The sequence below is a fragment of the Eubacterium sp. AF19-12LB genome (assembly GCF_003479125.1).
GTDB classification, from domain to species: domain Bacteria; phylum Bacillota; class Clostridia; order Lachnospirales; family Lachnospiraceae; genus Eubacterium_U; species Eubacterium_U album.
Window position 1 is genome coordinate 16,244 of the sequence record NZ_QUGP01000009.1, and the last position, 24,680, is coordinate 40,923.

Consider the following 24,680-nt stretch of genomic DNA (forward strand, 5'->3'; position numbering starts at 1 on the left):
TGCCTTTTAGGAATTGTTGTTTATTTGTTGTTTTTTATAAGATATACTATAAAGAAAAGATAGCATTATAGCCAGAGGTGGAATTTATGAACTATAAAATTTTAATGGTTGATGATGATAGAGAATTGCTAAAAATGTTGAATCAATACTTTACATTGAAGAATTATACAGTGATTATTGCAGAAAATGGCATAGAAGCAATGGAAAAGATAAGTGTAAATCCCGATATTATTTTATTGGATGTAAATATGCCGGGAATGGACGGAATTGAAGTGTGCAGAAGAATCAGAGATATGGTTTCCTGTCCGATTATTTTTTTGACTGCAAAAGTAGAAGAACAGGATCGAGTAATGGGATTGTTGTCTGGTGGCGATGATTATGTTTTAAAACCATTCAGTTTGAAAGAATTAGATGCCAGAATTATTGCCCATTTGAAACGTGAGGAACGTTTACATAGAAAAACAGAACAACGGTTTTATGGGGAATTAGTAATTGACTATGCCAGTAAATGCGTACATATTAAAGGAAATGCTTTAGGGCTTACTAAATTAGAATATGAGATTATAGAACTTTTATCCATGAACCCTGAAATGGTGTTTGATAAGGAACGTATTTATGAAAAGATTAGTGGATACGATGCAGAAGGAGATAGCCGAGTGGTGACAGAGTTAATTCGTAGAATTCGTAAAAAAATCAATCAATATACGGAGCATGAATATATTGAAACGATATGGGGGATGGGATATAAATGGACAAAATAAGAAATCTTTCGTTGAGAAAAACTATAGTTTTGTATATGATTGTTAGTTTGATAGTTAGTTTTTATCTTTCAGCATTGATTATGCGAATGGCAGCCACTATACAAGATGACATTTGGTGGAAATATGTAGATCAAGAAAAGTATTTTGAAATGGCAGAAGGTGAAGGTAGAAAGTATTTGACAGATGTTCCGAGACCGAATTCTTATGAAATGAAAAAATTTGATTATCATGTATCAGAGATATGCGATTTCCTTCAGACGTTTACAGTACTTATCGTGTCTGTGGTAGGCAATATCATAGCAGTGTTTCTTTTTTATAAGCATAAATTGAAAAATCCCATTGAAGAATTAGAACTGGCATCACAACAAGTTGGTCGAAATAATTTGGATTTTCATATTACCTATGAAAATAAAGATGAAATGGGAAGATTGTGCAGAGAATTTGAACGGATGAAGGAGCAGCTTGCAGAAAATAACCATCAATTATGGAAAATGATTGAGGAAGAAAAGGCTTTGCGAACAGCGATTGCACATGATATACGTTCTCCACTATCTGTGCTGGAGGGGTATCAGGAAATGCTTTCAGAATATCTCCCTAAGAAAGAGATAAATATGGAGCAAGCCCTAGATATGGTAAATGAAAGCAAAAAACAGATTGAACGTATGGATATATTTGTGGAAACAATGCGAAAGATGAGCAGTTTAGATGCAAGGGAGTTGGTGGCAGAAAAAATTACAAGTAAGCAGTTAGAAACAGACATACGTGCAGAGATGAATGTGTTTGAGAAAAAATTTGGAAAGCAATACGATTTAGAATGTTCGGAAACAGCAGAAAAATTTTCGGGAGATAAGGAAGTGATTTTAGAGGTTATAGAAAATCTTTTGTCAAATGCCTTTCGTTATGCCAAAACAAAAGTGGAAATGGAAGTTCTCCTTACTTATTCTGAATTACAAATCAGAGTAAAGGATGATGGAGTGGGATTTACAGTAGACAAACAAAAGGCAACAGAGCTTTTTTATCAGCAAAATGTGAAAGATAGTTTGAAACATTCAGGAATGGGTATGTATATCAGCAGATTGTATTGTGAAAAGCATGGCGGACAGTTACTTATAGAAAACGAAAAACAGAGTGGAGCTGTAATAACAGCAGTATTTCATCGGATTGCATAAGCAGTCCGATTTTTTTATACTGTTGTCTTTTTGTTGTGATTTATATTTTATGATGTCTATAACAAGGAAAGGAGACAAACGTATGATTGCTATTTTTAAAAGAGAGATTAAGAATTATCTAAAGCGACCGTTATTTTGGGTAGGTATTCTGCTTGTGATTTATGGTGTGTTTAATACGACAAGTCCATATTTAATGACACACTATTTAGGGCAAGGAGAGAAAATTGTCAATGATTATCCTGATACAGTTCGCTTAGGAGATGTTTATGAAGGATATATTCCTGCGAATCCTGAAAAACATCGAGAAATATGGAGTGGACAGATAAAACAAGCACTAATTGATGAATTAGAAATGTCTGATTTAGAGGCACAATCCGTAATGAGCGAACTTGTTGATATGGAGTTAGAAGAAGCATTCGTATATCTGGAGGAAAAATATGATTGGTATAGTGCAAGATATATGTACGAAGATAGTGCCTATTACAAAGGAACATCAGAAGAAATCAACGCATATCTGAACGAAAAAATGAAAAATAAGACGTTTTCTTTTTATTACTCAAGAAAATTTGCTGATTTTGCAGGGTTGTTTATGTGTTTTTTTGCAACAATTATGTTAGCGGTTCTGTTTTTACAGGATACGAAAAAGCATACTTATGAATTGCTTCACACGAAACCGATCACTGCCGGAAAGTATGTATTGGGAAAAGTAAGCGCAGGATTTGCAATTTGTTTGATTGCTCTGACTATTATAAATCTATTATTTTGGGCATTGTGTGTTATTTATACAAAAGACAGTGGGTTTGAAGTGCGGTTCTGGGATTTTATAGTTTCTACTGTACTTTATATACTTCCCAATATGCTGATGATTGTAAGTGTATATACATTGATTTCACTCCTATTTAAAAATCCACTTCCGGGAGTGCCACTTCTGATTCTTTACATGGTATATTCCAATATGGGCGGAAGAAATGCGGAAGGAGTTTATGGATATTGGGGAAGACCTTTTGCGATTATGGTTCGATTCCCTGATCAGCTTTTCGATACGACACCGCCACCAATGGCATTTTTAAATCAGAGTCTACTTATTTTAGCATCTGTAGTGATTATTCTGATTTCAATACAGATTTGGAAGAGGAGGCGGATGTAAATGAAGAAGGAAATGAAGATTGTTCTGCCGTTTTATAAGATTGCTTATGCAGTATCTTTTGTTGTGATTTTAAGCTTGATACGTGGGGTTGTATTCACAAATGAAATAGGACTTTCCATTGAGGCACCTTTTGCTATATTGACTGCTGTTTTTTGTGCGGACACTTATGTGCAGGAAATTACAAGCAAGAGATCAGAAATCCATAGGCTGTATCCAATAAGAAAGAGAATTTGCTCCATCATGCAGCGAATAATGATACAGGAAGTTTTTTTATTACTGCTTGCTGTTTTAGGTTACGGATTGTTTTTTGTGTTTCAAAAACCGGTCACACATCCGGCAACAGAAAGTGAAATACTTCAGTTTATTGCCTATTTTTTAGCGATTGTAGTAACCATTTTCTTTTGGGGAATATTGGTCAATACATTGTCTATGCTTTTTCGCAATATGTGGATGGGGATTGGAAGTTGTCTTTTGATATGGGTAGCAACAAATTCCACGGGAGGAGATAAATTTTTTGGGGCATGGAATCTGTTTTCCTATGCTTTCAGAGACATAGAAAATACTGCTGATGTTACATGGCTACAAGGGAAAGCCTTGTGTATTGGTATTGGATTGATTTTATTGGTAGTATTGCCGAAAATAGTTAGAAAGAGAGGGTAAGTTTATGAGTATTCATATTGAGGATTTAACAGTAAGATTTAAAAATGGTGTGACAGCAATCAATCATGCGAATTTAAATATACCGAATGGAATTTTCGGATTATTGGGAGAAAACGGAGCAGGAAAGACAACTTTGATGAGGGTTTTAACTACTGTACTTAAACCTACAAACGGAACGGTCACATTGGACGGGATTTTATATAGTGAAGGAAACTATGAAAAAATTCAGAGAAAAATAGGGTATCTGCCACAGGAAATTGAACTTTATCCTAATTTGACTGTTCAGGAGTGTTTAGAGTATATGGGTGATTTGGCAGGTGTTCCAAAAGCAGAGTGTAAGAAACGAATAGAATATTATTTGAAAAAGACCAGTCTTGCAGAACACCGGAAAAAGAAAATGAAACAGTTGTCAGGCGGTATGAAGCGACGGGTAGGATTGGTGCAGGCGCTTTTAAATGAACCGGAATTTTTAATTGTGGATGAGCCAACTACCGGTTTAGATCCGGAGGAACGTATTCGCATCCGCAATTTGTTAGTAGATTTTTCTGAAAACAGAACGGTTTTGTTTTCAACTCATGTGGTAGAAGACTTAGCTGCCACCTGCAATCAGCTTGCAATTATGCATAAAGGTCGATTTCTGTATGCGGGTTCTATGAAGAATTTGACAGAAGAAGCACAGGGGAAAATCTGGATTTGCAAAGTACCTGATGAGAGAAAAGCAAGAGAAGTGGAACAGAAGTATCGTATTACATCAAAACAGTATGTTGAGGGGGGATTGCAGTTAAGAGTGATTTCTGAAATACAGCCAGAATTGGAGTGTATGTCAATTCCTGCAACGTTGGAAGATGCTTATATTTATGTGACGAATCAATACGAGTAGATAAAGCACCATCTGATGCTTTACTACCAGTTGCACGTTGTTCGCTTTGAATATTTGTGGAGAAAAAGTATGTATTATTTTGGCTTTCTATAAAACCTATAAACCAGCCATTTATATCCTGCCCGTTCACTCGTCCGGTTCCGGTTTTTCCATAAATTCTCCATTTTCAGAGGCGGTAAGATGGATGGAATTTTTGACGGCATGAATATTAGCAGGAGTAAAGTTGAAGTTGTTTCGATATAAATTTTTCAAAAGTTCAACTTGTTCTACTGGTGAAATCTTTAAGGATGACTGCATCCAGTAGGAAGAGAAATCTCCGGATATATTTTCATTGCCATATCCTATTTGCTGAAGGTATGAATTTATAGTGGAAGCTCCGAGCTGCTTGTCGATTGATTCAAAATACCAGTTTGTATATATATTTTAAAAGGTATATGATTAAGAAAAACGGCAGGAGGTATCTGAATGAAAGCACATAAATATTGGTCTATCGGTGCACTGATTACAATGCTTGGAACTTTTTATACAGGTTATAAGGAATCAAAAGAAGGCCATAAGTACTTTGCAGCAAGTTCTTTGCTTTGCATGATTATGGCTATTTATACAGGACACAAGATGATTTCTGGTAAAAGTAGGAAGAAAAAAGAAGTTTCAGTAGAGAGTATTGAAGATTAAAAAACAAAATATTTTAATAAATAACGCCGGTGCGGGATTTTTGATATCCAGTACTGGCGTTATTTATTCTACAGGGGCTTGGGGGTGTAGCCACCAAATATACTATTCGTTTTCTGCTTCAGCAAGTTTGTTAAGAATCCACTCCCGATTGATAACAATATCCTCATCATCTCGGAGATCTTTGAAATCAGTGCAGTGTGAAGAAGCAAATTCATACATATCGTCAATGTCAACTGCACCAGTGGTCTCACCCTTATTAATGATTACAAGAATATTTGTTCCGTCATCGTCGACAGCAAAGCGCAGTTCATCAAATTCTTCATCAGGATTATTTTCGAGAAGAGAATCTGTCGCAAGTAATTTAACAAGTTCCATTATCCTGTCATCTTTACCTGCATCAAAAATCTGTATCTTTTCAACGAGCTGATTTGGTGACGTTACGATTCGGGATAAATATTTTTCAGTACGAAAATCAAACAAAGCATTTTCACCATAAAACATTTCATATGTCTTTTCTACTTCTGATTCAGAAACCAGATAAATCATGATAAGATCTTCCATCTGGTGATAGAGTGTAGGATAGTTTAAACGAAAGGTCTCTCCACAGCTCGGGCAAGTATAAAGGAAAATAGATTTATTAAGTACCTTCTCTTTCATTTCAGGATCCAGTGCAGTATTAATACTGTCCCAGAGCTCAAAATCCCCCTCATGATGGCAGGAAGGACAAGTTACTTTTTCAATATGATGTCTTGACATAAATGTTCCTCCTTTCAGTGAGATAAATCTATAGTTTTCTTATTGTAGAATGCGCTTATCCTTTATTATTTTGCCAGGAAATTACTCTGAATCTCCATCGGCATATGATAAGCCTGGCCTCGTTTTGTCAGGCTGTATAATTTAAAGCTCATTAGTTCCGGAGTCGCATTCAATGAACTGCAGAGTCCGAAATAATCCAGGTCCTCGTTCTGAACCATATCTTCGATTTTCTCATCTTCAATCAGCAGATCGGCAGCAAACAGATTGGCCTGGTATTCTGTATTATCCGTCATATTGTAGAGTGTATCATCTTGCATCGGAGCCATTTTCAGCTGGGAACGATGCAGGATGATATGCCCTAATTCATGGGCGGCAACGATCATCTTTTCTTCTTCTGAAAGGAAACTGCTGATCATGACATAGATCGTCTTGCAGCTCATAAAACAATATCCTTTCAGTGTCTTATATCTGGAAGTTTCCCCGACAACAATGTTCATCTGATCCATGATCTCAAATGGATCTCGGGTTCCATATTTCTTGATTAATTTCTTTGTTTCTGTATATATGTAAGTGTTTCTCAAATAAATCACCTCAAAAGTAAAAAATAAAAGGGCAGAAATATCCTTGTAACTATAAGGTAACAGATTAGGTGTACAATAATCCCGCCTTCTATTATTTTTCCTCTTGGTTTTTCAGATATTTTTTCGGTGTAAATTTCTTTGCACGTCTTTTGGAATCCAGATAAAGGCTCTGGATCTCATCCATAAAAGCTATTTTATCTTCGTCTGTCAGTGATCCACCGGCAAACATAGCTGCAGCCTGTTCCAGAATCTGCTGAGCCTGTCTGGCACCACGGTTACCAAACTGTTCGGATGCTTCTGTGATAAAAGCTTCATTCTCACTCATGAGATAAGAAACGTCACACTGTAATGCATCTGCCAGTTTCTGATACAGAACATTTTGTTTTGGAAAACGTCCTTCTACTTCCCAGGATCGAATGGTCCTATATGAAACACCAACCATACTGGCCAGTTCCTGCTGACTCATCTTTTTTTCTTTTCTTAATGATCTTACTTTTTCACCGAATGTCATAAACATACCTCTTTCTAAGCCTTGTCTTATAAGTTTCATTAGCCGCTTCAAGGCAAAACGGGAAATGTGTCTCCTAAAAAATAAAAATTAATCTTGACAAAGGGAAATATATCTCCTATAATGTGAATCACAGATAAGGGAAACATCTTTCCTATAAGATACACAATATTTCCTCTTTTGTCAATGGATATGTGAAATGAATTTCCTGTAATTCAATGAAAACAGGAAGGATAGACAATCATTGATAGTCAAAATGGGATACATGTTACAAAAAGAGGAAAGACGTATGGGAGGTGGCAATGTGAGTCAGGATCAGACTTCTATTATCTGTATTGATCTGAAGTCCTTTTATGCTTCTGTAGAATGCGTAGAACGTGGGCTGAATCCATTTAAAACAAACCTGGTGGTTGCAGATCCGACCAGATCAAAGTCAACAATCTGCCTGGCAATCACTCCGGCTATGAAGTCTCTTGGCATCAAGAACCGGTGCCGGATCCATGAGATACCGGATTGTGTGAAGTACATTACAGCCATGCCGAGGATGCAGTTGTACATGGATTATTCCGCAAAGATCTATGGAATCTATCTGCGGTATGTCTCAAAAGAAGATATCCATGTGTACAGTGTTGATGAGTGTTTTATTGATGTGACAAACTATCTGCAGCTTTATCATCTCACTGCAAAAGAAATGGCGATAAAGCTTATGCAGGCAGTCATGGAGGAAACTGGCATCACTGCAACTGCAGGTGTGGGAACCAATCTGTATCTTGCTAAGATCGCAATGGATATCGTAGCAAAGCATGTGGATGACCATATTGGAATCCTGGATGAATTCTCTTACAGAGAGCAGCTATGGGATCATAAACCATTAAGTGACTTCTGGAGGATTGGATCCCGGACTGAAAAGAAACTGGCTGGTTACGGGATCCATACGATGGGCGATATCGCAATGGCTTCTTTAAGATCCGAAGACTGGCTGTATAAGATGTTTGGGATTGATGCAGAGCTGTTGATCGATCATGCATGGGGATATGAAACGTGCCGGATGAGTGACATCAAGAACTATCATTCGGAGGAACACAGCCTTTCAAATGGTCAGGTGCTGATGCGAAATTATTCTTTTGACGAAGCACTTGTGATCGTAAGGGAAATGACAGATAATCTGGTCCTGGATCTGTTTGAAAAAGGACTGGTAACAAGCTCTCTCACCTTATGGATCGCCTATGACCACAGGTATGAGCATGAGGCATCCAAAGGAACCGTAAAACTCGAAAGAGAAAGTAACAGTTCCAAAAAGATCATAGATGCAGTGGAAGATTTATATCTCAGGATTGCAGACAGATATACCGGAATCCGAAGAATCGAGGTGTGTGCGAACAGGGTTGCTCCTGAAAGTTATGTGCAGTACAGCCTGTTTGATGATCCCAAACAGACTGATAAAGAACGGCATTTACAGGAAGCAGTATTGAATGTAAAGCAGCGTTATGGAAAGAATGCGATCATGCGTGGATCCAATCTGCTGGAGTGTTCCACCTATAGAGAACGCAATGAACAGGTTGGAGGACACCGTGCTTAGAGGAGGTGCGAATAGTGCTGGCAAGTGCATATCAACCGTATTTATATTTACCAAGACCGGTTTCCAGGAGACATCCCATGGATGTAGGACGCAGGGCAAAACAGTTTGCTCCATTTGCGGCACTTCGTGGACTGGATGAAACGATCCGGCAACAGGAAATCATTTACGAACCAAAAAGAGATTTATCTGAGGAAAAGAAAAATGAGCTGGATATGAAATTAAGGATCCTGGTATATGGAATGAAGATACAGGCAACTTATTTTCAAAAGTCATGGAAGAATCCATCCGTTGGTCAGTACCATACATTATCTGGAACCGTAGAATTTTTTGATCCATCAGTCCACTTACGGATTGATGATACCGAGATCCAGATCCAGGACATCTGTGATCTGACTGGTGATGTATTTGAAACTATTGAAATATCATGTTAATTAATCACAGCGGAATTTTTTATACCGGAAAGAGTGTGTGGTAGCTGGTGGAAGGATAAAAAAAGATGCACAGATCGACAAAGCAGATCTGATCAGAATAAAAATCGTGCTGTTCGTGCAGCTTTGGCACTTACGGAATGGATGGCATGATGCTCATAAGGCGGATTTGATTTCCCTTTGGTCCGTTGAGTAATAAATGGAGAAATATCTTATTGCTTAAAGGAGGAAGCCTATATGGGATCAGGTGCTATTAAATGGCATGTACACTGCTCTGTATGTGGAGCATTTATTGAAAAGAGCGCACAAAGCGATTCAGAAGTGGAGTGCAAAAAATGTCGCAGTACATTGGAAATATTTGTAAAGGATGATATGGTGTCGGTTCGTCCGATCCATATACGAGATGAACAATTAAAGTCCAGGATGCGGACGTATTCCCGAAAGATGATGAATCAGGGATCATAACAGAATAGAATGAGCTGTCTGTAGTAAGCGTTGAATTTGGCAGGAACCATCAAGAACGCACCAGACAGCAAGAGTTTGTCAAGGAGCTGAACCTGACTGGAATCACTAAGAGCCCGGCAAAACATTTACGGATACACTGCAAGATCAGAAGTATTTTCTGGTTTTGGAGATTGTTGAAGTATTTGTTTTGTCGGGCTTTTTTGATGTATTTCAAAAAATTTTTAAATTTTTTGTCGTACCCCACTGTAAAACAGGCTCTCAGCGTTTCGTTATATAGAGGTTGAATTCTCTTCTGCAAAAATAATTGCAGAGAGAGATTTTGATAATATGGCGCAAAGGAGGAAGTAAAGATGACTGAAATCGAATACCAGGAATTTGTAAGGCATTGTCCTTACGATGCTATGGGCGATTATTCCATGTTTCGCAAAGAGCAAACAGAGAATGAATCAGAAGATGCACATAGCAACTGAATAAGCCAGGCAATCTGGCAAACTTAATCTAAACGCAGATACATGCGTTACAAAGGAGTCGCGGACTCCCGTCCAAAAAAAACGGGTGAGTTCGTGACCTCTTGTGCTGCAGTTCTTTATGTCTGTGCAGGAATTTTATAAAAGATGGAATGGACCACCCGGAGCCGAAAGGCAGAAAGGTGGTCTTTATGTTGACATTAAAAGAACTGAAAAAAATCGTGAAAGTTGCTGATGTGGAGAAGAGAATCCCAAGCGTGAAATCCTTGAAGGAACACAAAGTTGTAGTAAAGGAAATGATCAATGCAGATACAACAATCTCTGTTTATGATCACGGATATGTACTTTATACAGCAGGAAATCAATCAACCGTATTTCCACTTCATAGTTGTGATGACTATGAATATGTGAGTGTAACTGGCGATAACAAGGAATTCAATAAAGAGTTCTTTGATAATGAAAACTGGTATATCCGTCTGCTGATAGAGGCTGAAGACCGTATGGCATACAGCCAGAGCAAAATCAGCACCAATCATGGTGTATTTTCTAACAGCGATGTTACAGATGATGCGGAGATTATGAGAGGATCTTCAAAAGATTTTGTTGACGATGTTATCGACAGAGAAATTCTGCATGCGCTGATCAAGGAATTGACAGAGAGGCAAAAGATGGTACTCAATCTGGTTTATTTCGAGGAAATGCGTCAGCAGGATGTTGCAGATTATCTGGGAATCAAACAGCAGAGTGTAAATGACCTCCTGAACAGGGCATTAAAAACGATGAAAAAAAAGGCGGAAAACGAAGAATTTTAAAAAAATTTCAAAAAATTGAATTAGACCACTGTAAAACAGGCTCTGAGCGTTTCGTTATATGAAGGGTTTGCATAGAACACCTTCATGTACCTTGAAAAATGAATAGCCTGCCCGGAGTGATATTTGGTTTGAACATGCATAGAGCGAAAAGCTGCGTGTCTGCCAGAAGAAAACGTATCAGAGATGGAAACTGATATAGGAACGGATCCGGGAAAGAAAACAGGAAAACGCTTAAATCTTAAATCAAAATAAAATGTCTGAATCTAAAAAGAGGATGACAGTAGAAATCATGTGGCGGTATTTGTGACAAACAGGTACCGCCATATATTTGTGCTGTTATCTCAGCTTGTGCTGACTGTCCCAAATAGCGCAAATTTCAGGAAAGGAGGCGATCATCTTCGTATAAAAGATAATATGCAGAAACTAACAGATAACCATACACAAAAAAATCAGAAAGGAAGGATTTAAGAGAATGAACGTGAAAAAGAAAGCACGCAGGGTGATGTCCGGTTTACTGACTGCAGTAACGGTTCTATCGACGGTACTCTCTCCCGCTGTTGCCTATGCTTCTGATGATGCCGGATCTGTAAAAAAGATTCCGTATTATGAGGAGATCAAGGATCAGTTGGATGAAGATGAAGTGGTAACTGCAAAGGATTATGAGATCAAGGTTGGAGACAATTTCGATGTAAAGAGTGATTATACCGGTCTTACGATCCAGGATGACAGCAAAGTAAAAGTTATATTTCAGGAAGCAAAAGATACGGACGGGAATGATTTTTCTACCGATTATGCCAATTCCTATAAGGCAGTCTATTATGTAGAACCACAGACAACGGATCACCCAACCTACCAGATCAATCGAAAGATCGTGGTAAAAGAAGCGGATCAACAGAAAGATTCGCAGTCAGAAAGTTCTTCTGATCAGGATGCTGGTTCTTCCGATAAGACAGAAACAGAGGATTCGGAGGCTGACTCGTCTACAGAGGAAACTGATGCTGCTGACACGGAGAGCAAAACAGAACTGACAGAAAAAGAATTTGATGCAGAAATCGAAGCAACGGAGGATCAGGAGACCGTTGATCCGGAAACAGGGATCACACTCTCAGAGGTTATGCAGGAAGCTGTTGACCAGGAAATTGCTCTTGCAGATCTTGAAGCAGGCGAAAGTATTACTTTTGATATGCCAATGATGCTTGCTTCCGGTGAAACAGGAACAAAATCAGTCACAGTTACAGCCGGCTCCTGGTACTATTACGCAGACTATGGATTAGGTTCTTATCTGACTTGTCCATATTATGTGAAATGGGGAAGCATCAATGCGACAGCATACTGTGTTGAACCATCGAAAAAAGGACCGGGAAATGGAACTTATACGATCCAGAAACTTGCCGATGGAAAGACACTTGCAAAGGTCTGCTATTACGGAACAAAAGCAAGTGATGAGAATGGTTTCTTCGATGAGAAACATCCGGATTTTCCGGCAGGAAAGAGATTCATCATTACCCATCTTGCAGCAGCTTATGCAAATGGATCCAGTGACTGGGCATCCGGAACTAATGCAACAGGAAAGAACCTGGCAATGGAGCTTTACAATTATTGTGTAAATATGCCGGACATTCCGTCTGTAGATATGAGCTTTTCCGAATCTAATGTAAAGGCTTATGTGGAAGGAAACAGCCAGCGAACAAGTGTGATAACATTCAAAGCGGATAAACTGCAGACGGTTACTTTCAAGCTGCCGAAAGGTGTAAAACTTGTAAATGTGACAACCGGAAAAACAAGTGCTGCAGGGGCTAATGTGGAGATTTCCGGTGGTACAAAGTTCTATCTGACAGCACCACTTAATCAGGCAGAAAATGTCAGTGCTACTTTCTCTTCTAAGATGAAAGGAAGTATTGATAAGGAATATTCAGCCTATAAGATCACAACAGGATCTGGGACACAGGACCTGGCTCTTGTTTTCGGTGAAGGTGTCGGAAATGAGAAATATGTGGATTTTAAAGTAACCTGGACAAAAGAATGCAAAGTATCCATTGTAAAGAAAGATCAGGATACAGGAAATGCACTGGCTGGTGCAGTGTACGGGATCTATTCCGATGCTGCATGTACAAAGCTGATTGCAGAGATGCCTGCAACTGATCAGAATGGTGCTTCACAGCTCACAATGGAGAAAACACAGGAAGTTGTTTATCTGAAAGAAATCTCTGTTCCAACAGGGTATCAGATCGATACAAAGTCTTATAATGTGACTCTTGCTATCGGAAAGACAACGACCAAAAATGTAACAGACAAACGTGTAAATGCAAAGATCAACATTGCAAAACAGGATGCTGAGACAGGGAATGCAGCACAGGGTGATGCAACGCTGGAAGGTGCAGTATATGGCCTTTATGCAAGGGAAGATATTGTTCATCCGGATGGAAGAACCGGAACGATCCATAAGAAAGACAGCCTGATCACATCCCTGACAACGGATAAGAATGGCGAAGCTTCTGTATCGGATCTCTATCTTGGAAAGTATTATCTGAAAGAGCTTAGTGCTCCGGTGGGATACGTACTGGATCCGACAGAACATGAGGTGGACTGTACTTACGAAGGTGCTACTGTTCCGACAGTAGAAAGAACTTCTGTATGTAAAGAAACTGTCATCAAACAGCCATTTCAGATCATCAAGGCAGCAAACAACGGAAAGACCGATGCAGATCTTCTGCAGGGAGTTGGTTTTTCAGCATGGCTTGTCAGTGATCTGAAAGTAAAAGCAGATGGAAGTTACGATTTTGACTCAGCCAGACCAGTTGTACTGACTGCAGATGGCCAGGCAGAAATGTTTACCGATGAAAAAGGATATGCAAGATCGATTCCGCTTCCATATGGAACTTATGTGGTAAGAGAAACCACAAGCAAACACAACTATGCACCGGTCGATGATTTTGTAGTGAAGATCACAGAGAATCATCCGGATACACCACAGACATGGCGAGTGCTTCTGGATAAGGAATTCAAAGCAAAATTAAAGATCATCAAAAAGGATGCAGAAACACAGAAATCTGTACTCCTGGCGAATACTGAATTCAAGGTATATGACCTGGATAATCAGAAATATGTGGAACAGACAACATCCTATCCAAAGCCAACGGTACACAAATCTTATTTCACAAATGAAGAAGGATACCTGGTACTGCCAAAGAATCTGAAACCTGGTAACTACAGGATTGAGGAAGTGACGGCACCCGATGGGTACACAATATCCAAAAACTATGTGACAGTTGCAGTTGATACAGATACTGCTTATCTGACCGATCCTGTCACAGGAGATGCAGTCATTGATGTGGAATATACCAATGCCCCGGTCAAAGGTCAGTTAAAGATCTATAAACAGGGTGAAGTGTTAAAGGGATTTGATAAGGAATTCCAGTTTGAAATGGCTGGACTTGCAGGTGCTGAATTTGAAGTCTATGCGGCAGAGGATATTTATACTGCCGATCATCAGGTAGGTGCAGATGGACAGAGAACTCTGTATTTTGCAAAGGATGCACTGGTAGCAACCGTCACAACGGATGCAGATGGTTATGCAACCGTAAAGAATCTTCCACTTGGCAGGTACTATGTTAAAGAGAAGAATGCACCGGACACTTATGTGTTAAATACTGTGCCGGAAAATGTCGAATTTGCTTATGCGGATCAGGATACTGCAGTGATCGAGAAAGAAATCTCTGTCACAGATGAACGACAGAAAGTGTCGATTACGGTCGAAAAACAGGATGCTGAGACAGGCAATACAGTAGCCGGAGCAGTGTTCGGTATTTACAATGCAAAAGACATTCAGACGAAAGATGGAAAAGTGATCGTCAAAGCAGATACTCTTTTACAGGAAATGACTTCTGATGAAAAAGGTCAGGCAGCATGTACACTGGATCTTCCACTTGGAAGCTATTATGTAAAAGAACTGAAAGCACCAGATGGATTCGTATCTTCGGATGAAGTACTGAGATTTGATGCTTCTTATCAGGGGCAGGATGTACAGACAGTAACATTAAAATCCGTAAAGAAGAACCAGCCAACAACTGTTGAGATCACAAAATCAGATGCAACAACCGGTGTAGAACTGGATGGAGCTTATCTGAAAGTAACGGATAAAGATGGAAATGTAGTAGATAGCTGGAGATCTTCCAAAGATGCACCGCATGTGATCAAATATCTGAAAGTGGGTGAGACTTATACCCTACATGAAGAGTTTGCACCACATGGCTATCTGGTAGCCAATGATGTGACATTCACAGTCAAAGATACCGGAGAGGTTCAGAAAGTGGAAATGAAGGACGAGGTACCGGTTGGTGAACTGATCATCAACAAAAAAGGAGAATTCCTGGATTCTGTTACACTGGCCGATAAGGTCAAAGGTGTGGTGGAACACATTTTCAACTATGTAACCGGAAAGCTGACAGATGTTACGTTTGAAGTCTATGCTGAGGAAGACATTAAGGCTGCCGATGGCGTCAGTGACGATTATTATAAAAAGGATGAACTGATTGCAACGATCAAGACAGATGAAACCGGTATTGCAAAACTGGAAAATCTTCCACTTGGGAAATACTACGTGAAGGAAACAGGAACTGCTTACGGTCATGTGCTGGATGGTGAGATCCGTCATGTAGATCTGACTTACGTGGATCAGAATACACCGGTTGTAGTCTATGACAAAGACTGGCAGAACAACCGTCAGAGAGTAGAAGTCAGTGTACTTAAGAAAGAAAAAGATTCTGACCGTACACTGGAAGGTGCTATCTTTGGATTATTTGCCAAAGATGACATTAAGTCTGAGACAACTGGTAAAGTCCTGATCGAAGCCGATGAGATCATTGAGCTGAAATCTACAGATGAAGAAGGAAAGATCACATTTGTTGCAGATCTTCCAATAGGAGCAACTTATTATGTAAAAGAGCTCTATGCACCAGACGGATTCGTAACCAACGATGAAGGAAAAGAATTTACGTTTGAGTATGCAGGTGAGGATCAGCCGACTGTAACCTATGATTTTACCTTTGAGAATCAGCCAACCATTGTAGAATTTACCAAATCCAGTCTGACAACCGGAAAAGAACTTCCAGGATGTAAGCTGAAAGTGGTAGATGCTGATGGAAATATCGTGGATGAATGGACTTCCGGTAAAGAAGCACATGTGATCCGTGAGCTGACTGTCGGAAAAGAATACACACTGGTTGAAACAAAACCTGCTGATGGTTACGTGACAGCTGAAAGCGTGAAGTTCACGATCAAAGATACTGCCGATGTGCAGAAAGTTGAGATGAAGGATGATGTAACGAAGGTGAAAATCTCCAAACAGGATATCGCCGGAAAAGAACTTCCGGGAGCGAAACTCACAATCCTTGATCAGGATGGAAAAGTTGTGGAAAGCTGGACCAGTACAGAGAAAGCACATTACATCGAAATGCTTCCGATCGGAAAATACACTCTCCGTGAAGAAACAGCACCGGATGGCTATCTGGTTGCAAAAGATGTGGAATTCGAAGTAAAGGATACCAGTGTAGTACAGCATGTAACCATGGTGGATGAGGAAAAACCGGCAGAAAAGACACCGGAAGGTGGAAAACCTGTCAGTGATTCACCAAAGACTGGGGATAACACCAATCTGTGGCTGTGGTTTATGCTTCTCGGCATTGGTGCGACTGGTACAGGAGCCCTTGCATTTATGAGAAAAAAGAAACACTAATTAAATAAGAATGAGCGTTCATGGAAACCGAAAGGAATCTGTGGACGCTTTTTTAGATGGGAGAAACCATGAGAAATATCATTATTTTTGTTGCTCTTCTGGGAGCAGCGGCAATATTTACAGTTTTGTATTGTCTCATTGCTGCCGGAAGTCAGGCAGAGAAAAAACTGACAGAAATCATGAGAAAAGAGGAAGAACAGAATGAAGACTAATAAAGATCTGATCATAGAACCAAATGCAGCTATTGAGGGAAGAAAGTACAGCGAAGAAAAGCCATGGTCCTGCAAGTACTGTTACTGGTGGGGAGGCAAAAAGAAAGGCTGTAGCTTGAAACAGTGCCACTATCTGCTTCCGGAAAAGAAAAAAGCAGTAAAAACAACACCATGTGGTGGCTGTCCGTATGGAAAACATGTTCCATGCATCGGATATTGTATTGCCCGTCTTTATTCTGAGATGAAAGGAAAGAAAGGACGTGGGTAATTGCAGGAAGAAGTAAATCAGAAAGTGATCAGCCTGAGCATCCAGGGAGTCAAGATCACTGCCAGTGTGCTAAAAGCAGCCCTTCGGAAGTTCCTGGAAATGGACAACCGCAGGAAACAGAAAGCAACGCAGGTGAAAATGGCAGAAAAGACCGGACGGGCTCAGGAGAAAGGAAGGGAAAAAGCCCGAAAAAAGATTGAAAAGAAAAAGCCGCATGGAAAGCAGACCATCAAGCAGCTGAATGCACAGGGAGTACAGCTTTCCAACTTAAAGATCACAGATGAAAATATCAAATCCTTTGACCGTGTGGCAAGAAAATACGGCATTGATTACAGCTTGAAGAAAGAAGTTGGTGCTGATCCACCGAAATATCTGGTCTTCTTTAAGGCAAAAGACGTGGATGTGATGACAGCGGCTTTCCGGGAATATGCCGGAGTAGAACTGAAAAAGAAACAGGTGAAGAAACCATCTGTCAGAAAGAAACTGCAGAAATCTGTAGAAAGAAAAGCAAAGCACCGCCAGCGTGTGAAGCAGAGACAAAAATCCAGAGGTCAGGAACGATGATTAGGGAAAAATTACAGAAGATCCAGGTCAAACGGCTGGTGATCTTAAATCTCCCATATTTCTTTATCTTCTATGTAGCAGATAAAGGCTCCTGGCTGTACCGGCATTGCCTGGGAGAAAGCATGGTCCAGAGACTTGGCGTGATGTTAGTCAATTTCCGACTGGCATTTTTAAGCTGGCTGCCAAGTGTCGCTTTGCAGGATCTTACAGTAGGTGTTCTGGTTGCAAGTACATTAAAGCTGGTGGTCTACTATCGTTCTAAAAATGCAAAGAAGTTCCGGCAGGGTGTGGAGTATGGATCTGCAAGATGGGGAAATAGAAAAGATATCGAACCCTTCATGGATCCGGTTTTTGAAAACAATGTCATCCTCACAGAAACGGAACGTCTGACCATGAACAGCAGACCAAAAGCACCAAAGTATGCCCGAAATAAGAATGTGATCGTCATCGGTGGTTCCGGATCCGGAAAGACAAGATTCTATGTGAAGCCCAACCTTATGCAGATGACGGATCACGTATCCTATGTGGTCACTGATCCGAAGGGTACTATCATCGTCGAATGCGGGAAGATGTTGGTAAATGGAGGATACCGGATCAAGGTATTAAATACGATCAACTTTAAAAAGTCCATGCATTACAATCCGTTCCATTATATCCGGAGTGAAAAAGACATCTTGAAGCTGGTCAATACCATTATCGCAAATACCAAGGGTGAAGGCGAAAAATCAACGGAAGATTTCTGGGTGAAGGCCGAACGTCTTTTGTATTCTGCACTGATCGGATACATCTGGTATGAGGCACCAGAGGAAGAACAGAACTTTTCTACTCTGTTGGAATTTATCAATGCCAGTGAGACCAGGGAGGATGATGAAGAATTTAAAAATGCAGTGGATGAATTGTTTGAAGAGCTGGAAGCAGAAAATCCAGAACACTTTGCAGTAAGGCAATATCGCAAGTACAAGCTTGCTGCCGGCAAAACTGCAAAATCGATTTTGATTTCCTGTGGTGCCAGACTTGCACCATTTGATATTCAGGAACTAAGAGAAATCATGTCCTATGACGAGATGGAACTGGATATGATCGGTGATCAGAGAACAGCTATGTTTGTCATCATCAGTGATACAGATGACACATTCAACTTTGTGGTAGCAATCATGTACACCCAGCTCTTTAACCTGCTTTGTGATAAAGCGGATGATGAGCATGGAGGCAGGCTTCCCTATCATGTACGACTGCTTCTTGATGAGTTCAGCAATATCGGACAGATCCCAAAATTCGACAAATTGATTGCTACGATCCGAAGCAGGGAAATCTCCGCTTCTATCATTTTGCAGTCACAATCTCAGCTGAAAACAATCTATAAGGATGCGGCTGAGACGATCACGGGTAACTGTGACACCGTTCTTTTCCTGGGTGGAAAGGAAAGTTCCACACTGAAGGAAATATCAGAAACCCTGGGAAAGGAAACCATAGATCTTTACAACACATCAGACACTAGAGGCAGCAACCGGTCCTATGGGCTGAACTATCAAAAGACTGGAAAAGAACTGATGAGTAGAGATGAGCTGGCGGTCATGGATGGAGAAAAATGTATCTTACAGCTTCGAGGAGTCCGGCCGTTTTTAAGCAACAAATATGACATCACAAAGCATAAACGGTACAAGGAACTTGCCGATTATGATAAGAAAAATGCTTTTGATGTTGAAAAATATCTGAATCATAATCTGACATTTTCAAAAGATACAGAGTTTGAGATGTTTCGGATTGATGTAACAGAGGATGAAATAAGACAAATTGAAATCATTAATTAAGAAAATTTCTATGTTACCAAAGTGGAAACATAGGAAAACCATGCTGGTTCTTTCTTTTTTAATGGTATCATTATATGATATGAATGAAAGAGAGGTAAGAAGTATGGCTTTAAATGATAACATTAAAAAAATCAGAGAAGAAAAAAAATATACACAACAACAACTTGCCGATAAACTGTACGTATCACGACAAACTGTATGCCGATGGGAGAACGGTTCAAGATGTCCAGATCTAATTACAGCAAAAAAGTTAGCAATGGAGCTTGGAGTCACTTTGGATGAACTTATATCTGATGAAGATATCACAGATATTCAATCAAAATATGGAATATGGAAGTTTGATAGGGTAAAAGAAAGGGAAAAAATTCAGATGATGCAAAAAAGGATCCTAGATTTTATAGAGATTATAGGAGGTATATTTTTAGTAATTTCTTTGTTGCTAAGAGTTCAATTTGATATGAAAGTACCAGCGTGGATTACGATAATATGTATTTTAATAGTGACAGTAGCATTTTTGTTTAATTTTGTGCTGGCAAAAAAATTGGATAGGAAGTAAAAAATTTCAAGTATTTGTAAAAAGAACAAAAAGCGTTAGAGCATGTAGAAAAATCCATCTATATGCTCTATTTTTTTTATGTTTTTTCAAGAAAGAAATCTAAAAGTAGGAAGAAAGGAGAAAAAAGTGAAGATAAAGATAAGATCGCCTTGCAAATAAAACAGGTAAAAAAAGGTCTGAATAAAAGGGAAAGGAGTAGAGCCAAACGCTTACAGACCATAAGAAAAAGCGTTTGTTCATACATTTGATTATGGCTTTTTTTAGCAGTGCAATCAATATCCTTCAGACACTGGTCGTTGCAATCGGTGCCGGTCTTGGTGTCTGGGGCGTAATCAACCTGATGGAAGGTTATGGAAACGACAACCCGGGTGCAAAATCCCAGGGAATTAAGCAGTTGATGAGCGGTGGTGGTGTTATCCTGATCGGAACACAGCTAATCCCGCTTCTGAGTGGATTATTTGGTTAAGAGAAAGGAGTAGAGATCCATGTTCAGTCAGATTTTTGATGCGATTGAGGAATGGATGAGGGAACTCTTAACCGGGATGATCACTTCCAACCTGGACACGATGTTTACTGATGTCAATCAAAAGACCGGTGAGATCGCTACCCAGGTTGGACAGACCCCGCAAGGGTGGAACGGCAGCATATTCAGTATGATCCGGAACCTATCGGATTCCGTGATCATGCCGATCGCAGGTATTATTATCACACTCGTACTCTGCTACGAATTGATTTCTATGCTGACCGAGCGTAACAACATGCATGATATTGATACCTGGATGTTTTTCAAGTACTTCGTAAAAATGTGGATCGCTGTGTATCTGGTGAGTAACACATTTACGATCACAATGGCGGTATTCGATGTGGGTCAGCACGTAGTTAATTCTGCGGCCGGTGTTATCACAGGAAGTACCGCCATTGATATTTCTTCGGCATTGACGGATCTTTCCACAACACTGGAAAGTATGGAAATCGGAGAACTTGTTGTATTGGCGCTGGAAACCCTTATCGTCGGCTTCTGTATGAAGATCCTGTCTGTACTGATCACAGTGATCATGTATGGACGTATGATAGAGATTTACCTATATACCTCAGTTGCGCCGATTCCATTCGCAACTATGAGTAACAGAGAATGGGGACAGATCGGCACGAATTATTTCAGAGGACTCTTTGCCCTGGCTTTCCAGGCATTTCTGATGATGGTATGCGTTGCAATCTATGCAGTGCTTGTTGCAGGTATCCAGTATTCAGATAATCTGAGTTCTTCATTATTTGGCGTTATGGCTTACACGGTGATCTTATGTTACAGCCTCTTTAAGACGGCATCCTTAAGTAAGTCGATATTTAACGCGCACTAAATTACAGGAAGGAGTGAAAATCATGGCATATGTCAGCGTACCGAAAGATTTAACGAAGGTAAAGAATAAAGTGGCATTTAACCTGACCAAAAGACAGCTGATCTGTATCGGGATAGGTGCTGCAATGGGAATTCCAAGCTATTTTCTCTTGCGTAATGTGATGGGAAACAGTAATGCAGCAACGGTCATGGTGCTTTTAATGTTACCGGCATTTTTATTTGCCATGTACGAAAAAGACGGGATGCATCTGGAAGATGTTCTGATGCATATGATCCGGGTGAAGTTTCTTCGTCCGCTCGTCAGAAAATATGAAACTGAAAACTATTATGAGACAGATCCGGAACAGATCAGACAGTCTCCGGATGCAGGAAAACCGAAAGGAGGAAAAACGGTTGCAAAAAAAGAAAAATAAGAAAACTGTCGCAGATACCGGATACAAAAAAGTAGACAGAAAAGAGAAAAAGAAAAAAGAAAAGCAGGAAGAGAAACGCAGGCAGAAAAAACTGTCCGTCCAGCAGTCGATCGCTTATAAGGAAATGGGAAGAGATGGAATCTGCAGGGTACAGGGAAAAACTTATTCTAAGTGTATCCGCTTTTATGACATCAACTACCAGCTGGCTCAGAATGAAGATAAAAATGCAATCTTTGAAAACTGGTGTGATTTCCTCAATTACTTTGATGCCAGTATCCATTTTCAGCTGAGCTTTATCAATCATAAAAGCAGCATGAAAGAATTTGAACAGGTCATCCGGATCCGGCCACAGGAGGATGCTTTTGATGATGTCCGTATGGAATACGCAAAGATGTTGAAACAGCAGCTGGCAAAAGGAAACAACGGTCTGGTGAAGTCAAAATATATCACCTTTTCCATCGAAGCGGATAATATCCGGGAAGCAAAGCCAAAGCTGGAACGTATTGAATCAGATATCCTGAACAACTTCAAGATCCTTGGAGTTCCGGCATATCCGCTGAATGGCGTGGAACGTCTGCAGATCCTGTATGAGACATTCAATCCGGATGTGATGACAGATTTCCAGTTTGACTATGGATCCATGATCCGGACAGGACTCAATACAAAGGATTATGTGGCACCGACCAGTTTTGTGTTCCGGGACAGAAATACATTCCAGATGGGAAATACCATCGGGGCTGTCTCCTATCTGCAGATCCTGGCGCCGGAGCTTACGGATAAGATGCTGGCAGAATTTCTGGATATTGATAAGAACCTGATCGTCAACCTGCATGTGCAGTCGGTGGATCAGATGAAGGCAATCAAGCTGGTAAAAAGCAAAGTGACGGATATCAATCGTATGAAAATCGAAGAACAGAAAAAAGCAGTCCGGGCCGGATATGATATGGATATTATCCCATCGGATCTGAACACGTATGGCGGAGAAGCGAAAAGGCTTCTGGAAGACCTGCAGTCACGAAATGAGCGTATGTTCCTTGTAACAGCGCTCTTTTTAAATACCGCAAAGACAAAGCAGGCACTGGATAATGCCATCTTCCAGACTGCCGGTATCGCCCAGAAATATAACTGTGTACTGAAACGTCTGGATTATCAGCAGGAAGAAGGACTTATGAGTAGTGTTCCGTTGGGAGTAAATCATATCCCGATCAAGCGGGCTCTTACGACTACCAGCACAGCAATCTTTGTTCCATTTACGACACAGGAACTATTTATGGCGGGAGAATCCTTATATTACGGATTGAATGCCCTTAGTAACAACATGATTATGGTGGATCGTAAAAAGCTGAAAAACCCGAATGGATTGATCCTTGGTACACCTGGATCCGGTAAATCCTTTGCAGCAAAAAGAGAGATCACCAATGCGTTCTTTGTTACGAAGGATGACATTATCATCGGAGATCCGGAGGGCGAGTATTACCCGCTGGTCCATGCACTTGGCGGACAGGTAGTACACATCTCACCAACCAGTAAGGATTATATCAATCCGATGGATATCAATATGGATTATTCCGATGATGACAATCCACTTGGTGTGAAATCTGATTTTGTCCTGTCCTTATGTGAGCTAATCATGGGAAGCAGGGATGGTATTGAAGCAGAGGAAAAATCAGTGATCGACCGTTGTCTTCCACTGGTGTATCAGAAGTACTTTGCAGATCCAAAACCGGAAAACATGCCGGTCCTTGGTGACCTGTATGACTGCCTCAGAAAGCAGAAAGAACCACAGGCCCAGAGAATTGCAACAGCACTGGAAATCTATGTAAATGGATCACTGAAAGTATTCAACCATAGAACCAATGTGGAACTGAATAATCGAATTGTCTGTTTTGATATCAAAGAGCTTGGAAAGCAGCTGAAGAAAATCGGAATGCTCATCGTCCAGGATCAGGTATGGAACAGAGTTACGATCAACCGTGGCATCAAATCCACCAGGTACTACATCGATGAGTTCCACCTTCTGCTCAAAGAAGAACAGACAGCAGCTTATTCCGTAGAAATCTGGAAGAGATTCCGTAAATGGGGAGGTGTACCGACTGGTATCACTCAGAACATTAAGGATCTTCTTGCCAGCAGGGAAATTGAAAATATCTTTGAGAACAGTGATTTTATCCTGATGCTGAACCAGGCGGCAGGTGACAGACAGATCCTCGCAAAACAGCTGAATATTTCCCCATATCAGTTGTCTTATGTGACGAATTCCGGGGAAGGAGAAGGACTTCTTTTCTATGGAACAACAATTATTCCATTTAAGGACAAGTTCGATAAGACCTTGAAGCTGTACAGTTTGATGACTACAAAACCGGAAGAAGTTGAAAAACGAGAGAAAGAAATGGAGGCGGAAAAACATGAAGGAAATCGATAAGATCCGAATCAGGCAGTGGAACCAGGATAATCCTTACATTCAGATGAAAAATCTGGAAAATGCACAGCCTGGATACCGTGTTCATACAGTCAATGATGATCATCATCTGTATGAACTTCCGCTGGAAACACAGAATATTATCCTTGACTGGGTATTCTGGAATTTTTATCCGGCACAGAAAATCTATCCGCATCTTACCAGTGATGATCTGAAAGAAGTTTTGTATAAACGTACCCAGATCCATCTGCACAACAATCAGTTCAAGGAGGCTATGCTGATCAATGGTTTCTGGCCGAGAGATCCGAGTGAATTGAACTGGGTATTTCATATTCAGGCGAGCTCTCCGGCAATCAGGACACAGGCAGATGGTTATCCTGGTATCCCGATTATAGGACGCCAGGAACTGAATGAGTACAGAAAGAAAAGTTGTGCCAGGAGGTGATGACCTATAGCTG

25 protein-coding genes and 1 pseudogene are annotated in these 24,680 nt (G+C 40.2%); 21 read left to right on the forward strand and 5 right to left on the reverse strand.

From position 1 onward, the window contains the following. Positions 1-86 precede the first annotated feature (86 nt). The 5 genes from DWX29_RS09520 to DWX29_RS09540 all read left to right on the forward strand — a co-directional run bounded on the left by DWX29_RS09520 (position 87) and on the right by DWX29_RS09540 (position 4,617). Entirely contained in the window at positions 87-761 is a 675-nt protein-coding gene (locus tag DWX29_RS09520) for a response regulator transcription factor (protein ID WP_005334858.1), read from the forward strand. Continuing rightward, positions 749-1,930, forward strand: coding sequence for a HAMP domain-containing sensor histidine kinase (locus DWX29_RS09525; protein WP_005334857.1), 1,182 nt, complete (start codon positions 749-751; stop codon positions 1,928-1,930). The genes DWX29_RS09520 and DWX29_RS09525 overlap by 13 nt, the downstream gene beginning before the upstream one ends. A gap of 82 nt (positions 1,931-2,012) precedes the next feature. Further along, positions 2,013-3,077, forward strand: a complete 1,065-nt coding sequence (locus DWX29_RS09530; RefSeq protein ID WP_040015615.1) for an ABC transporter permease subunit — start codon at positions 2,013-2,015, stop codon at positions 3,075-3,077. Then, the gene (locus tag DWX29_RS09535) at positions 3,078-3,737 is read left to right on the forward strand and encodes a hypothetical protein (RefSeq protein WP_118565746.1); all 660 of its coding nucleotides are present in this window, start codon (positions 3,078-3,080) and stop codon (positions 3,735-3,737) included. A 4-nt stretch (positions 3,738-3,741) separates the two neighbouring features. Further along, positions 3,742-4,617, forward strand: coding sequence for an ABC transporter ATP-binding protein (locus tag DWX29_RS09540; RefSeq protein ID WP_118565747.1), 876 nt, complete (start codon positions 3,742-3,744; stop codon positions 4,615-4,617). 73 nt (positions 4,618-4,690) lie between these two features. Here the strand turns inward: DWX29_RS09540 and DWX29_RS13145 are convergent. Then, positions 4,691-4,747: pseudogene (locus DWX29_RS13145) on the reverse strand (hypothetical protein); the annotation flags it as partial. After that, the gene (locus tag DWX29_RS09545; RefSeq protein ID WP_081019506.1) at positions 4,744-5,037 is read right to left on the reverse strand and encodes a penicillin-binding transpeptidase domain-containing protein; all 294 of its coding nucleotides are present in this window, start codon (positions 5,035-5,037) and stop codon (positions 4,744-4,746) included. The gene DWX29_RS09545 and the pseudogene DWX29_RS13145, both read right to left, overlap by 4 nt. Positions 5,038-5,082: 45 nt before the next feature. Here DWX29_RS09545 and DWX29_RS09550 point away from each other — a divergent pair, with 45 nt between their 5' ends. Further along, positions 5,083-5,292, forward strand: coding sequence for a DUF6219 family protein (locus tag DWX29_RS09550; RefSeq protein WP_118565748.1), 210 nt, complete (start codon positions 5,083-5,085; stop codon positions 5,290-5,292). A gap of 102 nt (positions 5,293-5,394) precedes the next feature. On the opposite strand, the gene DWX29_RS09555 is transcribed toward DWX29_RS09550, so the two are convergent. The 3 genes from DWX29_RS09555 to DWX29_RS09565 all read right to left on the reverse strand — a co-directional run bounded on the left by DWX29_RS09555 (position 5,395) and on the right by DWX29_RS09565 (position 7,140). Beyond that, entirely contained in the window at positions 5,395-6,048 is a 654-nt protein-coding gene (locus tag DWX29_RS09555) for a CpXC domain-containing protein (RefSeq protein ID WP_055057021.1), read from the reverse strand. A gap of 65 nt (positions 6,049-6,113) precedes the next feature. Next, on the reverse strand, positions 6,114-6,554 hold the full coding sequence (locus DWX29_RS09560) for an ImmA/IrrE family metallo-endopeptidase (protein WP_055283368.1): 441 nt from the start codon (positions 6,552-6,554) through the stop codon (positions 6,114-6,116). A 166-nt stretch (positions 6,555-6,720) separates the two neighbouring features. After that, complete coding sequence (locus DWX29_RS09565) at positions 6,721-7,140, reverse strand: helix-turn-helix transcriptional regulator (RefSeq protein WP_033126080.1); 420 nt, start codon at positions 7,138-7,140, stop codon at positions 6,721-6,723. A gap of 253 nt (positions 7,141-7,393) precedes the next feature. On the opposite strand from DWX29_RS09565, the gene DWX29_RS09570 reads away from it, so the two are divergent. The 15 genes from DWX29_RS09570 (at position 7,394) to DWX29_RS09640 (ending at position 24,667) form a co-directional block, all read left to right on the forward strand. Further along, complete coding sequence (locus DWX29_RS09570) at positions 7,394-8,716, forward strand: DNA repair protein (RefSeq protein ID WP_005334844.1); 1,323 nt, start codon at positions 7,394-7,396, stop codon at positions 8,714-8,716. 77 nt (positions 8,717-8,793) lie between these two features. Next, complete coding sequence (locus DWX29_RS09575) at positions 8,794-9,147, forward strand: hypothetical protein (protein WP_118565749.1); 354 nt, start codon at positions 8,794-8,796, stop codon at positions 9,145-9,147. Positions 9,148-9,381: 234 nt separating this feature from the next. Further along, entirely contained in the window at positions 9,382-9,609 is a 228-nt protein-coding gene (locus tag DWX29_RS09580; RefSeq protein ID WP_005334838.1) for a hypothetical protein, read from the forward strand. A gap of 658 nt (positions 9,610-10,267) precedes the next feature. Beyond that, positions 10,268-10,888: a sigma-70 family RNA polymerase sigma factor gene (locus DWX29_RS09585; protein ID WP_233420481.1), complete on the forward strand. Its 621-nt coding sequence runs from the start codon at positions 10,268-10,270 to the stop codon at positions 10,886-10,888. Between the two features lie 625 nt (positions 10,889-11,513). Continuing rightward, positions 11,514-16,622: a SpaA isopeptide-forming pilin-related protein gene (locus DWX29_RS09590; protein WP_347497673.1), complete on the forward strand. Its 5,109-nt coding sequence runs from the start codon at positions 11,514-11,516 to the stop codon at positions 16,620-16,622. A gap of 68 nt (positions 16,623-16,690) precedes the next feature. After that, positions 16,691-16,834: a hypothetical protein gene (locus DWX29_RS12820; protein WP_164492145.1), complete on the forward strand. Its 144-nt coding sequence runs from the start codon at positions 16,691-16,693 to the stop codon at positions 16,832-16,834. Continuing rightward, the gene (locus DWX29_RS09595; protein WP_005423569.1) at positions 16,824-17,102 is read left to right on the forward strand and encodes a hypothetical protein; all 279 of its coding nucleotides are present in this window, start codon (positions 16,824-16,826) and stop codon (positions 17,100-17,102) included. Before DWX29_RS12820 ends, DWX29_RS09595 begins: the two co-directional genes overlap by 11 nt. After that, a complete protein-coding gene (locus DWX29_RS09600) occupies positions 17,103-17,666 on the forward strand; it encodes a PcfB family protein (RefSeq protein ID WP_114100248.1) in 564 nt (187 codons plus the stop codon). It begins immediately after the preceding gene. Further along, positions 17,663-19,477, forward strand: coding sequence for a VirD4-like conjugal transfer protein, CD1115 family (locus tag DWX29_RS09605; RefSeq protein ID WP_118085141.1), 1,815 nt, complete (start codon positions 17,663-17,665; stop codon positions 19,475-19,477). Before DWX29_RS09600 ends, DWX29_RS09605 begins: the two co-directional genes overlap by 4 nt. 103 nt (positions 19,478-19,580) lie before the next feature. Next, the gene (locus DWX29_RS09610; protein ID WP_118177960.1) at positions 19,581-20,033 is read left to right on the forward strand and encodes a helix-turn-helix transcriptional regulator; all 453 of its coding nucleotides are present in this window, start codon (positions 19,581-19,583) and stop codon (positions 20,031-20,033) included. Positions 20,034-20,283: 250 nt separating this feature from the next. Further along, positions 20,284-20,499 carry a Maff2 family mobile element protein gene (locus tag DWX29_RS09620; RefSeq protein WP_005334815.1) on the forward strand — a complete coding sequence of 72 codons (216 nt, stop codon included), beginning with the start codon at positions 20,284-20,286 and terminating at the stop codon, positions 20,497-20,499. Between the two features lie 19 nt (positions 20,500-20,518). Then, complete coding sequence (locus tag DWX29_RS09625; RefSeq protein WP_055055578.1) at positions 20,519-21,391, forward strand: VirB6/TrbL-like conjugal transfer protein, CD1112 family; 873 nt, start codon at positions 20,519-20,521, stop codon at positions 21,389-21,391. A gap of 22 nt (positions 21,392-21,413) precedes the next feature. Next, complete coding sequence (locus DWX29_RS09630; protein ID WP_118565751.1) at positions 21,414-21,803, forward strand: PrgI family protein; 390 nt, start codon at positions 21,414-21,416, stop codon at positions 21,801-21,803. Beyond that, on the forward strand, positions 21,784-24,225 hold the full coding sequence (locus DWX29_RS09635) for a VirB4-like conjugal transfer ATPase, CD1110 family (RefSeq protein WP_334286161.1): 2,442 nt from the start codon (positions 21,784-21,786) through the stop codon (positions 24,223-24,225). The genes DWX29_RS09630 and DWX29_RS09635 overlap by 20 nt, the downstream gene beginning before the upstream one ends. After that, positions 24,209-24,667: a hypothetical protein gene (locus DWX29_RS09640; RefSeq protein ID WP_003864573.1), complete on the forward strand. Its 459-nt coding sequence runs from the start codon at positions 24,209-24,211 to the stop codon at positions 24,665-24,667. Before DWX29_RS09635 ends, DWX29_RS09640 begins: the two co-directional genes overlap by 17 nt. Positions 24,668-24,680 lie beyond the last annotated feature (13 nt).